This is a genomic window from Streptococcus suis (assembly GCF_024509555.1).
Taxonomy (GTDB): Bacteria; Bacillota; Bacilli; order Lactobacillales; family Streptococcaceae; genus Streptococcus; species Streptococcus suis_AD.
In genome coordinates this window covers 33,867-47,505 of the sequence record NZ_JAMWEL010000001.1, presented here as the reverse complement: position 1 = coordinate 47,505, position 13,639 = coordinate 33,867, and the positions used below count along the sequence as shown (strand labels likewise).

General features: G+C 43.3%; 12 protein-coding genes. All 12 read right to left on the bottom strand.

The window, feature by feature from the left end; genetic code table 11:
- Window positions 1-8: 8 nt before the first annotated feature.
- The gene (locus NF418_RS00235; protein WP_256777923.1) at window positions 9-803 is read right to left on the bottom strand and encodes a Nif3-like dinuclear metal center hexameric protein; all 795 of its coding nucleotides are present in this window, start codon (window positions 801-803) and stop codon (window positions 9-11) included.
- Window positions 790-1,476, bottom strand: coding sequence for a tRNA (adenine(22)-N(1))-methyltransferase (locus NF418_RS00230; RefSeq protein ID WP_256777922.1), 687 nt, complete (start codon window positions 1,474-1,476; stop codon window positions 790-792). Before NF418_RS00230 ends, NF418_RS00235 begins: the two co-directional genes overlap by 14 nt.
- A 1-nt stretch (window position 1,477) precedes the next feature.
- Window positions 1,478-2,149 carry a DnaD domain-containing protein gene (locus tag NF418_RS00225; RefSeq protein WP_171998776.1) on the bottom strand — a complete coding sequence of 224 codons (672 nt, stop codon included), beginning with the start codon at window positions 2,147-2,149 and terminating at the stop codon, window positions 1,478-1,480.
- Window positions 2,150-2,165: 16 nt separating this feature from the next.
- Complete coding sequence (gene metA / locus NF418_RS00220) at window positions 2,166-3,107, bottom strand: homoserine O-acetyltransferase MetA (RefSeq protein WP_256777921.1); 942 nt, start codon at window positions 3,105-3,107, stop codon at window positions 2,166-2,168.
- 101 nt (window positions 3,108-3,208) lie between these two features.
- Window positions 3,209-3,721, bottom strand: coding sequence for an adenine phosphoribosyltransferase (locus tag NF418_RS00215; RefSeq protein ID WP_222328175.1), 513 nt, complete (start codon window positions 3,719-3,721; stop codon window positions 3,209-3,211).
- 26 nt (window positions 3,722-3,747) lie between these two features.
- Complete coding sequence (locus NF418_RS00210; RefSeq protein ID WP_256777920.1) at window positions 3,748-4,899, bottom strand: DUF3114 domain-containing protein; 1,152 nt, start codon at window positions 4,897-4,899, stop codon at window positions 3,748-3,750.
- Window positions 4,884-7,097 (bottom strand): single-stranded-DNA-specific exonuclease RecJ, encoded by a 2,214-nt coding sequence (recJ, locus tag NF418_RS00205; RefSeq protein ID WP_256777919.1) that lies wholly within the window; start codon window positions 7,095-7,097, stop codon window positions 4,884-4,886. Before recJ ends, NF418_RS00210 begins: the two co-directional genes overlap by 16 nt.
- A gap of 105 nt (window positions 7,098-7,202) precedes the next feature.
- Window positions 7,203-8,750 carry a cardiolipin synthase gene (gene cls, locus NF418_RS00200; RefSeq protein WP_256777918.1) on the bottom strand — a complete coding sequence of 516 codons (1,548 nt, stop codon included), beginning with the start codon at window positions 8,748-8,750 and terminating at the stop codon, window positions 7,203-7,205.
- Between the two features lie 173 nt (window positions 8,751-8,923).
- Window positions 8,924-11,032: a copper-translocating P-type ATPase gene (locus NF418_RS00195; protein ID WP_256777917.1), complete on the bottom strand. Its 2,109-nt coding sequence runs from the start codon at window positions 11,030-11,032 to the stop codon at window positions 8,924-8,926.
- Window positions 11,033-11,175: 143 nt separating this feature from the next.
- Window positions 11,176-11,931 carry an SDR family NAD(P)-dependent oxidoreductase gene (locus NF418_RS00190; RefSeq protein ID WP_172082728.1) on the bottom strand — a complete coding sequence of 252 codons (756 nt, stop codon included), beginning with the start codon at window positions 11,929-11,931 and terminating at the stop codon, window positions 11,176-11,178.
- Window positions 11,928-12,857, bottom strand: a complete 930-nt coding sequence (gene rnz, locus NF418_RS00185) for a ribonuclease Z (protein ID WP_256777916.1) — start codon at window positions 12,855-12,857, stop codon at window positions 11,928-11,930. Before rnz ends, NF418_RS00190 begins: the two co-directional genes overlap by 4 nt.
- Before the next feature lie 3 nt (window positions 12,858-12,860).
- A complete protein-coding gene (locus tag NF418_RS00180; RefSeq protein WP_256777915.1) occupies window positions 12,861-13,496 on the bottom strand; it encodes a cystathionine beta-lyase in 636 nt (211 codons plus the stop codon).
- Window positions 13,497-13,639 lie beyond the last annotated feature (143 nt).

The window sequence follows — 13,639 nt, the reverse complement described above, 5'->3', positions numbered from 1 at the left end:
TGTGACTTTTATAGGTGTCTGAATGGGTTTGTTGATACGGTCGATGGAAGGATTTCCACATCCCAACCTTCTTCTATCTTCCATGTTTCCAGCAAATCTGCAATTTTCTTAACAAACAAGGCTTCGATATGGTGACCGGGGTCAATCGCCAACAAGCCCTGGGTCAGCATGTCCTGTCCAGTATGGTAGTAGATATCACCTGTGATGTAAACATCTGCCCCCTTGGCAAGGGCCTCATGGTAGTAAGAGCCGCCACTACCACCACAGATTGCCACACGGTTGACATACTGCTGTGCTTGATGCCCATAAGTCACCAGACGGACAGCGTCCAGACCAAAGACCTCCTTGACTTTCAAAGCCAACTCCTCCAAGGTCTGCTCTGCTATTGTCCCCACACGACCAAGCCCCTGTCCCTCGGCAGTTTCAATCAAATAGCTAGTATCCTGAATACCTAAAAGGTCACAGAACCAGTCGTTGAGCCCGCCGTCCACCACATCGATATCCGTATGGCTGACATAGACCGCAATATCGTGCTTAATCAAATCCAGATAGATCTTGGTCTGAAGATTGTCCGCCACCAAATCCTTGATCGGACGGAAAATCAGAGCATGCTTGACGATAATCAGATCCACCTGCTTGTCAATAGCCTCCGCCACCGTCGTTTCACGAATATCCAGAGCCACCATGACCCGACGAATGTCCTTCTTGAGCGTGCCAATTTGCAGCCCTTTCACATCGCCCTCCATAGCCAAAGATGGCGAACAAAAAGCCTGATAACGCTCAATCACTTTACTTGCTAACATGAAGCACCTCCTGAATTTGTTGGATTTTTTGGGAAATAGCAGAGCGGTCAGCCTTGCGTTCACGGGGCACTTGCTCAAAGGCATAAGTCAACTTGTCCAGTTCTTTGAGCCACTTTTTCTGAAAGGTTGCAGACTGCTCTTCCAACAAATAAGGGCCAAACCGTAACTGGTCGGCAGTCAAGTCAATATTTCCTTTCTCTGCCACTAAGATTTCATAAATCTTGTCATTTTCTTCCAAGATTTCCTCAGCAACAAGCTGAAAACCGTTGGCGACCAACCACCGACGGACATCATCTTCTCGGTTATTGGGCTGTAAAATCAGACGCTCTACCGACACAAGTTTATCTTTCCCAGCTTCCAAGATTTCGGCAATTAAACGACCACCCATTCCTGCAATGGTAACGGTGCTTACTTGGTCATCTAGCTCAACTGCCGCCAGACCATTGGCCATGCGGACAGAAATCTTATCTGACTGATCAGCCTGCTCCACATTTTGAAGAGCAGAATCGTAGGGACCTTGAACAACTTCGCCTGCGATGGCATATTCAATTCTGCCCTGTTCCACCAAAAAAAGAGGGAGATAAGCATGATCACTCCCTACATCTGCTAATCGAGCCCCTTGAGGCACATAGGAGGCTACTGCCTCTAATCGTCTTGATAATTTTGTTTCCATATTAATCTTTCCAAAGATTCATTGCATCAAGAAAGTCATTGGATACCGTTACATTCTTTGGAACCTGAGCTTCTCTTTCTGCATTTTTTGCTTCTACCTGAGCGACTGTTGTAATTCCCTCACGACGCCAGTTGCGCAAAATTGCTTGTATATATTTCCAATTGGTTTTATTGTTAAAAACAGCTTCTTTTAAGGCAGCACGAACTAATTCAACAGAGGTCTTGTCATCTTCAATCGTTTTCTGTAAGTCCTCGATTTCGAAGGGGGATAAGAAACGACCTAATTCACGTTCGAAATCAGTTACCAAAGTTTTAAGATCATTAATTGGTCTATATTCCTGTTTTTCTTCAGTATTTAGCAAGTCATCCAGTTTCTCAAGCGCAGGAAGAGCATCAAAAATAACCTCAATCTCACCCGAGATACTAATGGTCTTAAATTCTAATAATCCAGCTTCCTGCAAGTTCCCAATGGATTGATTGACATTTGCTTCAGGAATACCTATCGCCTCAGCAATTTCACTCGGAATCAAGGTTTCTAAATTGGATGTATTTTGATAAAAGAAAAATTGCCAGACTAAAAAATCATCTGCTGAAGGAAAAAGATCCCGATAATGAAACAGAATGGCTGAAGGTAGGACCAAATGTCCCTGCCGAAATTGCTGTGAATAGTTCATATTTCCTCTTTAAACATTAAAGACTTGCTGAAAGTGCCGACTGCTCATAGGTTTTCCAATCGTACGGTGTTTCCTGATAGACAGCATAGTTGACCCAGTTGGTAAAGAATTGCGCTGCTGGTAAATTCCATGATAAGGAAGGACGACTCGTTGGATCATTGTCTTTAAAATAATGTTCTGGGATATTAGGATTTTTACCCGCCAAACAATCACGCTCATATTCTTTAGCTAGCGTATCGCGGTCATACTCCAAATGCCCAAAACTATAGACTTCTCTCAAATCCTTACTAGCTAAGATAGACAAGCCAACATCTTCCCCTTTTGAAAGGACCAGTAAATTCTTTAAATGAGTAATGTCTTCTTCTTTGACCTCTGTGTACCTAGAATGGGGTGAACGAAATTCGTCGTCAAATCCTCGCATCAGAGAACAAGTTGGATGAGTAACTTCCTGACTATATACACCTGAAAGTTTCTGAGACATGGCATGCTTGGGAACGCCATAGCGGGCATAAAGTCCAGCCTGAGCTCCCCAGCAAATGTGAAGGGTCGAATAAACATGTGTTTTGGACCATTCAAAGACCTGAGTTAGTTCGTGCCAGTAATCCACTTCTTCGAAGAGGAGGTTTTCCACTGGAGCACCTGTGACAATCAGTCCGTCAAAAAATTCATCTTTGACCTGCTCAAATGTCTTGTAAAACTGCTCCAGATGGTCCGAATGAGTATTTTTAGACTCATGACTTACCATGTATAGAAACTCCACTTCCAATTGCAAGGGTGTATTTGCTAAAAGACGGAGCAGCTGAGTCTCCGTCACAATTTTCTGTGGCATGAGATTGAGAATTAAAATATTGATGGGACGAATGTCCTGATGACTTGCACGTACGCTGTCCATGACAAATATATTCTCTTCTCTCAAAATATCTACTGCTGGTAATGATTTTTCAATTTTAATTGGCATAAGCAACCTCCTGAGTTTCTTATAATTATTATAAGACAGGTTGTTATACAATTCAATTAGAAGAAAATAAGTACCAGTTATAAGTTTTGGCTATATCAATCTTAATAATGCATTAATACTTTATAGTCGTAATCACCGATTGCTTCGCGACCCTTGAGATCATCCAACTCGATCAAGAAGGCACAACCTGCTACAATACCACCAAGTTTTTCAATCATTTCGATGGTCGCTTTGACAGTTCCACCAGTTGCCAACAAGTCATCAACGATGAGAACACGTTGACCTGGCTTAATCGCATCCGCATGCATAGTCAAAGTATCCACACCATACTCTTTTTCATAGTCAGCTGAGATAACTTCGCGTGGTAGTTTGCCTGGCTTACGAACTGGGGCAAAACCAATACCCAATTCAAAAGCAACTGGGCAGCCAACGATGAAACCACGCGCCTCCGGACCTACAATCATATCAATTTGCTTGTCCGTCGCGTACTGAACAATTTCACGTACGGCATAGCTATAAGCGTTGCCATCAGCCATCAAAGGACTGATGTCACGGAATTCGATACCTTCTTTTGGATAATCAGGAATGGTTGCGATGTAATCTTTTAAGTTCATTTTCATCTCTCTTTAAATTTTTAGTTTTACTCTTTATTATACCATGAAATTAGTTTTTGGTACATTTCAAATCTTATATCTTTGGCAAAACGCCTACTCAAGCTAGCTACAAGTGCAGCTCTGCTATGTGCCATATGGGAAAAATAGCCTTGAGAATTGAAATAGGATTGTTCCCAAGCTGTCTGATTAAGCTTGCTTTTATGCTTAGAAATGCGAGTAGGAGAAAGGTAGGTCCCAGCTTTAGACCTAATCATTTTCTTACGAAAAGGAGGGTCATGCGGACCAACTGGAGCCATGTCTAACTGGTAGTGGCGCTTATTATTGGCTCTGGCATAATTGAAAGAGGCTCCATTGACAACACCGTTTTTATAAGGTCTTTCTTCTAAAATCAAGGCAAATTGTCCTTCTTGTGCCAGGATGAATTCGCTATGAAATCCAATCAAGACCTTAAGATTGATGGGTAATATTTTTTTCTCATCCCTAGCAAAAAATTGCTTATTATGCAGACGGGCAGATTCTCTCAAACGATAGGACCAACGAGGCAGACTAGCCAGGTAGGCTGCCAAGGCCTGCCAATCTGATTTTCCTTGTCCATAGTGCTGACGAACCCAAGTCGCCTGCTGGTAGGAAATCAGATAGCGCAATTGATGGACTTGTTTGCTAAATTTACCCTCCTCTGCCAGCTCCTGACCAGGAAAGGCCTTGTCAATTAAGTCAGCAAACAAGCGCCAGAAAGGATGGTGGGGAGGGCAGTTACCGTCTATTTTCCCTAGCAAGTCAGACAGGTGGCTTTGGTGTAGTTCTTCTGGAGCTTCCAAGATCTCCATAACCTGCCCTACCAAACTCCGTGCTTGTTCTTTGGTCATAGACGAACTTTCAGCTTTTAACAACTTGTAAAAACTGGTTGAGGCAAAAATCGAAAGTTCATCCATGAATTTTTGGACAAATACTGGAATCTCTGCTTTTGGCATTTTCAATAAATCTTTAAGAAATGCCTTGTAAATCACCTTTTCTGACAACCCTCTGCTCCTCAATACTTTCAAGACTTGCCGGACTGGTTCAACTTCTTCCAAGGCTTTCAAGGCTTTTTTCCGGCCATTGATGTCTCTAATTAACACATGGATAAGCAATAAAAGTAGAAAACCAAGAAATACAAGCATCATCAAACTTGCCCACACAGCCAGTCATAGATTTCCTGAACAGTGCCAAGTGCCATCAATTCTTGCTGGATAACTGTTTCTTTCAAGTCTTGGTAAATCTGACTGTCTGAGATTTCTCGTTTCTGTGCCTCCTTGTTGACCCGCATGACACCATCCGTAATGGTCACAAATTCCAATTCTTGGAAAATTTGAATCATTTTCACTAACAGGGTGTCCTTGATTTTCAAGTAAGCAGCCAAATCTTTCAATTTATAGCGCACATCAAACTCATCAAACTGATAAATAGTCTTATACAATTTGGCAAATTGGTCCCGACTACCATAACCATCAAGATAGTAAGGCTTGGCAATTTCATTTTTAAAGTAAATCGCCTCAAATTCATTTTCTTGGAAATAGCTGCGCAGACTACTGATGTCCTCAGGCAAACTAGCTAGAACTATAGCTTTTTCTTTCGTCGCTGGGTTGGCCACATCCAAAATAGGAATGCCTACTGGTATCTGGTGTTGTTTACCGCGAATATTGTAGAGTTGGACACCATTGACCCTAGCATCTACCAGCATAAGTTGAAGACTGGTATTGCCATTCCACTTGTTAACAGAAAGAGTAACAGCTAATTCTAGGTCTTTAGCCTGTGAAAATTCTAGGGCTAGGTTGCCCTTGCCAAAGGCCACCACATCAAAACCAGAGCCACCTTTGGTGATACGCAGTTTGAGGTGGGCATTATTCTGCCCCATGGTCCGTGCAGATTCCACTTGGAAATCCTTAACATAGAAAATCGGCTTTTTATTGTCCATGCCGTAGGGTGCTAATTTTTCAAAGGACTTTAGCGTATCAAGATTTAATTCTTCCAAGTCCAATTCTTCATCTAAGACAAGGGAAGATTTGCTAGACAAGTCCAGCTTGTTCTCAATGATGTAGGCTGTCAGTGTATCGGCCAACTGGTCCAATTTTTCCACTTCCAGGGTCATTCCAGCCGCACCAGCATGGCCACCAAAGGCGATAAAGAGGTCTTGGTGATCTTTGAGGGCCTGGAAAATATCCACAGCCTCAACCGAGCGGGCAGAGCCCTTGGCCTTACCATCTTCTATGGACAAGACAATGACGGGCTGGTGTAGTTCTTCAAGCAAACGACCTGCAACAATTCCTAGAACACCTGGGTTCCAGCCCTCTTTAGCTAGAACCTGCACAGGTCTATCAGAACGAAGCATGGACTTGGCCTCATCATAGATGGCTTGAACGATATCCTTACGCTCGACGTTCTTACTATCAATCATGAGAGCAATCTCATGGGCTTCTTCATCGTCAAAACCAGTCAATAATTCGATGGCTGGATTTGGATCATCCAGACGTCCCAGAGCATTCAATCTCGGAGCAAGTTGGAAACCAACAGTTTCTTCGTCAAGGCTATCTACATCAATTCCTGCAATTTTCATCAATTCTTGAAGACCTGCTCGCTCCGTTTGTTTAAGAAGAGAAAGTCCGTACTTGACCATCACACGATTTTCGCCAGTTAGGCTAACCATATCAGCGATCGTACCAATTGCGACCAAGTCCAGCAAATCTGCATGAACCGTTTCAAGAAGAGCACAGGCCAGTTTAAAGGCCACACCACAACCAGCAAGGTATTTGAAGGGATAGTTCCCCTCTGGATGTTCTGGGTGAACAATGGCATAGGCATTGGGAAGCGTTTCCTGCATGGAGTGGTGATCAGTCACGACAACATCGACACCCATTTCCTGAGCATAGGCAATGGCTTCATGACCCGCTACGCCATTATCCACCGTCACAATCAGAGAAATCCCCTGTTGTTCGATAAAATACTTATAAACCGACTGATTGGGACCATAGCCATCTGTAAAACGGTTTGGAAGATAGACCTGGACTTCTGCCCCCATTTCCTCCAAGGTTTCCTTGAGGATCGACGCCGAGGTCATCCCGTCCGCATCATAATCCCCATAAATCAAGATTTGTTCATAATCTTCAATAGCCCGACGGATCCGCTCCACTGCCTTATCCATATCATGTAACAAATAGGGATCGTGGAGTTCTTCTAGGCTTGGTTGTAAAAAGGCTTGTAACTCTTCAACAGTTTGAACGCCTCGTTCATAGAGTAACTTAGCAGCAAGGGGATCCAAGCTCTCTTTTTTTGCGATTTTGATAAATTGTTCATCAGAAAAACCGGTCAATAATTGCCAGTCATAGTTGGGTTTTATCACGCGTTTCACTCCTTCAAGATGTCTTTCTATTATACCATTTAAAATAAAAAATAGACTGGTAGAAAGTCAACTCTAAATTAGATTTTCTACCTGTCTAAATTGTATTTATAATAATGGTGAAATAATATTCATCAAGGCACCAGCTAGACGCTTATACCAAGGATAAGTATTTTCAAAACCGACTAGGGTAATCCGTTGAGACTGGGCAAAGGAGTCTTCGAAATCCTGTAAAATATCTACCAGAACTTGCTTGTGATTGTAAACATACAAGCCACACTCAAAGTTGAGATAGAAGGAACGAAAATCCATATTGACCGTTCCAACAGTCGCCTTCTTATCATCTACCAAAACGACTTTTGAATGGACAAAGCCCGGTGTGTATTCATAAATCTCAATGCCAGCTTCTAAATAAGTTCTAAAATCCATCCGAGCGGCCAGATAAGCCGATTGCTTATCATAGATATGCGGTAAGAGTAATTTAACCCGTACACCACGTTTGGCAGCATAGGTCAGGTTATCAATCATCTCATCATCCAAGACCAGATATGGAGTCATGATGTAGATATAATCCGTTGCAGACTGGATCATATCCAAATAAACACGCTTGGCAACCTCGTCATTATCGAAGGGATTTTCACCGTAGGCCAGAAAATAGCCTTGACCAGTCACTTCTTCCACTTCCGCCTCACGCGCCGCTTTCAAGTATTTCAAATCATCCGTTGGCTTTTTCTCATTGTGGTTCCACATCTGCAAAAACATGAGAGTAAAGTTGGAAACGGCCTCGCCCTTGACCATGATGGCCGCATCTTTCCAGTGACCAAAACGTTCTATCTTGTTAATGTATTCATCTGCAATGTTGACACCGCCTGTAAATGCCACCTTGCCGTCGATGACCGTAATTTTACGGTGGTCACGGTTGTTCTGAACGGTAGAAAGGGCGGGAATAATCTGAGAAAAGACCCTGGTCTGTATGCCAAAACTCCGCAATTTTTTATAGTAAAAATAGGGGAGATTACTGAGTGAATTCATTCCGTCATACATAAATCGGACTTCTACACCTTGAGCCGCCTTTTCCTTGAGAATGTCCAAGATCGACTCCCACATAAAGCCTTCATCAATAATGAAGTACTCCATAAAGATATACTGCTCTGCTTTTTTCAACTCCTCTAAAAGAGCTTCAAACTTGGCCTCGCCTGACGAAAAATAAACCGCATCTGTATTGGTATGAAGAGGATAACCAACATACTCGCTCATGTAATGGGCCAGTTTCAGCTGCTCCCTATCCTCTTTGGCCAAGCCATTCATTACCTTGTCAGAGGTCTTTCCAAACTGGCGCATGATTTCCGCCTGTCGCTGAAAAGTTTTGCGATAGCGACGGGTTTCAATATTGGATTGAAGAATATAGTAAAAGAGGGCTCCAAAAACTGGAAATCCGATGACAAAAACAATCCAGGTCAACTTGAAACTGGCGTTCATTGGGCGATTGATAATGGAAATGGCTACGATAATAGAAAAAACTTGTAATGCCGTCAAGATAGCTGGGACATAAACTGCTAGTGAGCCAACCACCCAAACTATCGCAAAGACTGTCAATAATAAAAGGGCAAGAACTATAAAAACCCGACTATAAATAATTTTCCACAATTTTTTCATACTACACTCTCACGATGTTTTTTCCCATTATACCAGATTATAGTCAAATATCATACTAATTATCGCAGTAGATTTCTCGCAGTTCTTACTTGAAAACAGCACCCCTATCTCCTACATCATAAAACACCGACATAGACCGGTGTTTTACTTATATATATTATCTGTCAAAATTTCTACGGTTTACCGTAACGTAAGCCCATAGCATTGATAGCGACAATAACCGTCGATAGACTCATGAGCACAGCCGCCAATAAAGGATCCACCATAATGCCCATGCTTGGATAGAGGATTCCAGCAGCTAAGGGAATGGCAATGATGTTGTAACCTGCCCCAAACCAGAGATTTTGCTTCATTTTGCGGATGGTTGTCTTGGCAATGCTCAACATATCCAAGACCGCTGATGGATTGGATTGAACCAAGACTACATCTGCAGAGTGAATGGCAACAGAAGTTCCTGCGCCAATGGCAAAGCCTAAATCTGCCGTCGCTAGAGCAGGCGAATCATTGACCCCATCGCCGATGAAAAGAACTGCCCCACGCGCCTGATAGTCCTTGACCAGTTTTGCCTTATCCTCTGGTTTAAGTTCAGCTCGGTAATCCTCTATGCCCAACTGACTGGCCACTTTTTGTGCGGTAGCTGGATTGTCACCCGTTAACATCACAGGACTAATACCCTGCGCTTTCAAGCCTGCTACAAAATCTTTAGCATCTTCTTTTATCTGGTCTCCCAAGGCTACAAATCCCAAGACCACATGATCAGTCACCAAAAAACTCACGGTTAGACCCAAATCAAGATAGGGAGCAATCACGTCCTGATCCACTGACAAACCTATTTCCTGCAGACCTTTGTAAGACATGATTTCATAAACCCTTCCATCCAAGACTCCTCGAATCCCACTACCAGGGATATTCTCAACCTGCTCTACTTGATAGGAATGTTGACCTGCCGCCTCCACTATGGAAAGGGCAATTGGGTGGGTTGAATGAACTTCTAGGGCTGCCATTTTGGCCAGCACATCCGCTCCCTCAACCAAATCTTGACTGTGACGAACTTGAAATTTTCCGTCGGTCAATGTTCCGGTCTTATCCATCAAGGCAAACCGAATCTGGTTAACCTGTTCAAGAGCTGTTCGGTTCTGAACCAAAAGACCATTTTTTGAAGAAATCGTGGTCAAACGCGCCACAACAAGAGGGATGGCTAAACCAAGGGCATGCGGACAGGCAATGACAAAAACAGAAACTGCCATCATCAAGGCAAAGGCAAGATTAGCCGTCATGGTCCAATAAATAAAGGCCAAAATCCCCACAATTAAAGCTGCATAGAAGAGCCAAGAGGCTACGCGGTCAGCCATATTTTCAAGCTTGGATTTCTGGTTTTGCGCTTGACGGACCATTTCGGTCACCTCCGCCAAAAAGCTGTCCTTACCAAGAGTGGTCACTTCCATTTCAAAGGGCGTGTTTTGATTGAGCGAACCACCGAATACCCTATCTCCTGCCTCTTTTTTGACAGCTCGAGATTCCCCAGTAATCATGGATTCATCAATATGAGCAACACTCAAAATCTTACCGTCAGCCGGAATTTTTTCATTTTCCTTGACTAGGAGGAAATCCCCAATCTGCAAGTCCTCTACCGCAACATCTGTCCCATCCTTGAGATGGGCTTTTTTCGGAATGAGAGAGGCCAAGTCTTTCAGGGCATCGCCTGCTCCCATAACCGCCTTCATCTCAATGATATGCCCAATCAGCATAATGACAATCAGCGTAGACAACTCAAACCAAAAGTTCATGCTTTCTTGTCCCAATAGCGCTAAAATTGTTGCATAAACTGAGTAAAGATAGGAAACAATAATCCCCATGGAAATCAGGGTCATCATTGCAGGTTTTTTAGCTTGCAACTCCCCTCTAGCTCCGTTAAAGAAAGGTGTTCCTGAGTAGAAGAAGATAATAGAACCTAGTATCAGCTGGACAAGTTCAACACCCGGAAAACGTAAGAGAGTGAAACCTGCAATTGGAGAAATGGCCAGTAGGGGAATCATGACTGCCACTGCCACCTTGAGCTTTGTATTCATATCCCCCATGTGCATCATGTGCCCACCATGATCCATCATGTCATGGTCATGCCCTTGGTGATGCTGATGAGCATCATGAGAATCATGAGTATGATGAGAATGATGAGAATGATGAGAATGATGAGAATGATGAGAATGATGGCTGGTCTGACCAACTTCCTCAGAATGCATCATATGTTGGTGTTCCTGCTTATTTTCTTTTGAATGGTTCATAAGATAACTCCTATTTCTGTCTACATTTGTAATCGATTTATAATTATAGTTTACACTTGTAGTCAAAAAATGTCAACCGATTAGATCAAAAAAACCTAGAATGGCATTAATCCATCTAGGTCATATTATGTGTTCACTTTTCTTTATTTCAAATTAAAAACAGTACTTGCCAAATAATCAGCCAGCCTCGGAAAGAGTGTATAGAGTTTATGAGCAACTGCTAGTGACCAAGGCAGATTGATGTCTCGTTTCTTCGTCCCTATGGCTGCAACAATTTTACGAGCCACATAGTCTGGCTGGAGTAAGAAAGCTTTGACGCTCTCTTGATAGCTTCCATCCGGGTCAGCTTGATCGAAAAAGCTGGTCGCGATTGGACCTGGATTGACCGTAGTAACTGTCACACCATACTGAGCCAGTTCCAAGCGAATAGTATTGGAAAATCCCATGGCCGCGAACTTGGTCGCCGAATAAACGGATGACTTGCTTGAAGCAATCAATCCTGACATAGAAATGATATTGATGATCTGCCCGCTCCGTCTTGCCTTCATCCGTTTACCTACTAAACGGCACATGGTCATCAGAGCAAAGGTATTGATGTCAAACATAGCCTGCACCTGCTGGCTGGAAAAATTCTCAAAATCATCGTAAATGGCATAGCCTGCATTATTGACCAAGATATCAATCTGCTCAAACTGGCTATCCACTTCCTCAAAGAATGCCGTCAGAGCTATTTCATCTCGGATGTCTACATCAAAGACAGCCTTTTTTTCATGAAAGGCATAGAGTTGCTCGATTTTCTCCACATCTCGCCCTAATAAAATCAAGAAATCATCTTTGAGCAAAGGTACCATCTCCTGCACCAAACCTCCAGAAGCACCTGTTATCAGAATGGTTCTCATACTTCGATTTCCTCTAAATCCTTAACAATGTGGACATTTTCGAAGACGGTTCTAGCATCCTTCCGCAGCTGACTGACATCCTTGGCCAAAAAGCGAGGACTAATGTGATTGAGAAGCAGCTGTTTGACACCAGCATCCTTAGCAACCTGTGCGGCTTCCATATTGGTCGAATGCCCATGCTTGCGAGCAATCTTCTCATCGCCTTTTCCGTAAGTCGCCTCATGCACCAGCACATCAGCATTGACAGCTAAACGGACACTTGCATAGCACTTGCGCGTATCACCAAGAATGGTCACCACCTTACCAGGCCGTGGAGGAGAAATATAGTCACTCGCGATAATTTCAGTCCCATCTCCTAGCGTCACATTTTGACCATTTTTTATTTGCCCAAAGAGAGGACCAAATGGTACACCCGCCGCGCGCAGAGCCTCTGCATCCAAGGTCCCTTCCAAATCTTTCTGGATGACACGATAGCCGACACAAGGAATGGTATGGTCCAGTTTTTCAGCGAATACCGTAAATTTGTCCGTTTCCAGGACCTGACCTACCGTATCAACATCAAACTCATGAAAATGAATGCGATAAGGTAGGCGTGTCCCAGATACTTTCAGACTTGCCAATACAAAGGAACGAATGCCAACAGGACCGTAAATATCAATATCAGTCTGCTCCTCACTTGACTGGAAAGAACGGCTAGACAAAAAACCTGGTAGACCAAAAATATGATCACCGTGCAGGTGAGTGATAAAGATTTTTGCGACCTTACGTGGACGAATAGTCGTTTCCAAAATTTGATTTTGAGTTCCTTCGCCACAGTCAAATAACCAAACCTGATTGATTTCATCCAAGAGTTTCAAGGCCAAACTGGATACATTTCGAGCCTTGGAGGGCTGTCCAGCCCCCGTACCTAAAAATTGAATTTGCATTGTTTACTTTCTATTTTCTATAAATATTATCGCTGAGCGACCCGACCAGGCAAAAAATGACTGACCAGAAAAACCTTCCGCTACTTCCAGCACTTCTTCCTGATTAAAGCCTGAAATCTTGACCAAACCTTCTGTCTTTTCCACCTGGGTCAAGAGGTAGTCTGTTTCAACTTCCTCTAACTCGGCGTCCTCAAAGGGATTGACTTTCATAAAAATATTGCCATCCTCCACAAAGACGACATAGTGGGGAAAAACTTGGGCGATTTCAAAGAGTAGGCTATCTGTCACTTCCTCTTCCTGCTCCGAAAAAACCTGGGCCAGACCGTCAGCCGACACATAGGCAAATCCGAAAGACTTGCCTGATAAGTTGAGGCGGACAAAGGGCTTGTCTTCAGCAAAGCTGGGTTCTTTTGGAAAAAGGCTCAGCTGCTGAGAAAGAGTCAGATAATAGTCCGTCGCCTCTTCTGCCCCTTGTTTCTGGTAGATTTCCGCAAAATAGGCATTGATAACCGAAGGCGGTGGCGTGATAAAATCCAATTTCTGCTGGTCGGTCAAATCTTCTAATTTCTTAGCCAGATAAACCTTGTCCAGACTGGTAAAGCCACCGTATTTGATTGCCAAATCAAGATAATCCGTCATAAAATTCTTCCAACTTCCATTTATGATTGCTGGCAATGTAGCCGGATACTACTTCGACATCGTCTTCGTAACATCGTTCTTCAATCAGGGCTAGACTAGCCAGCTCATGCAATTTATAGCTTTCAGCCAGTGGTACTCTGACC

Coding starts and splice junctions, on each gene's coding strand:
- rnz (WP_256777916.1), bottom strand. CDS start 12,857: ATGCAAATTCAATTTTTAGGTACGGGGGCTGGACAGCCCTCCAAGGCT.
- NF418_RS00180 (WP_256777915.1), bottom strand. CDS start 13,496: ATGACGGATTATCTTGATTTGGCAATCAAATACGGTGGCTTTACCAGT.
- metA (WP_256777921.1), bottom strand. CDS start 3,107: ATGCCAATTAAAATTGAAAAATCATTACCAGCAGTAGATATTTTGAGA.
- NF418_RS00195 (WP_256777917.1), bottom strand. CDS start 11,032: ATGAACCATTCAAAAGAAAATAAGCAGGAACACCAACATATGATGCAT.
- NF418_RS00225 (WP_171998776.1), bottom strand. CDS start 2,149: ATGAACTATTCACAGCAATTTCGGCAGGGACATTTGGTCCTACCTTCA.
- NF418_RS00230 (WP_256777922.1), bottom strand. CDS start 1,476: ATGGAAACAAAATTATCAAGACGATTAGAGGCAGTAGCCTCCTATGTG.
- NF418_RS00215 (WP_222328175.1), bottom strand. CDS start 3,721: ATGAACTTAAAAGATTACATCGCAACCATTCCTGATTATCCAAAAGAA.
- NF418_RS00235 (WP_256777923.1), bottom strand. CDS start 803: ATGTTAGCAAGTAAAGTGATTGAGCGTTATCAGGCTTTTTGTTCGCCA.
- cls (WP_256777918.1), bottom strand. CDS start 8,750: ATGAAAAAATTGTGGAAAATTATTTATAGTCGGGTTTTTATAGTTCTT.
- NF418_RS00190 (WP_172082728.1), bottom strand. CDS start 11,931: ATGAGAACCATTCTGATAACAGGTGCTTCTGGAGGTTTGGTGCAGGAG.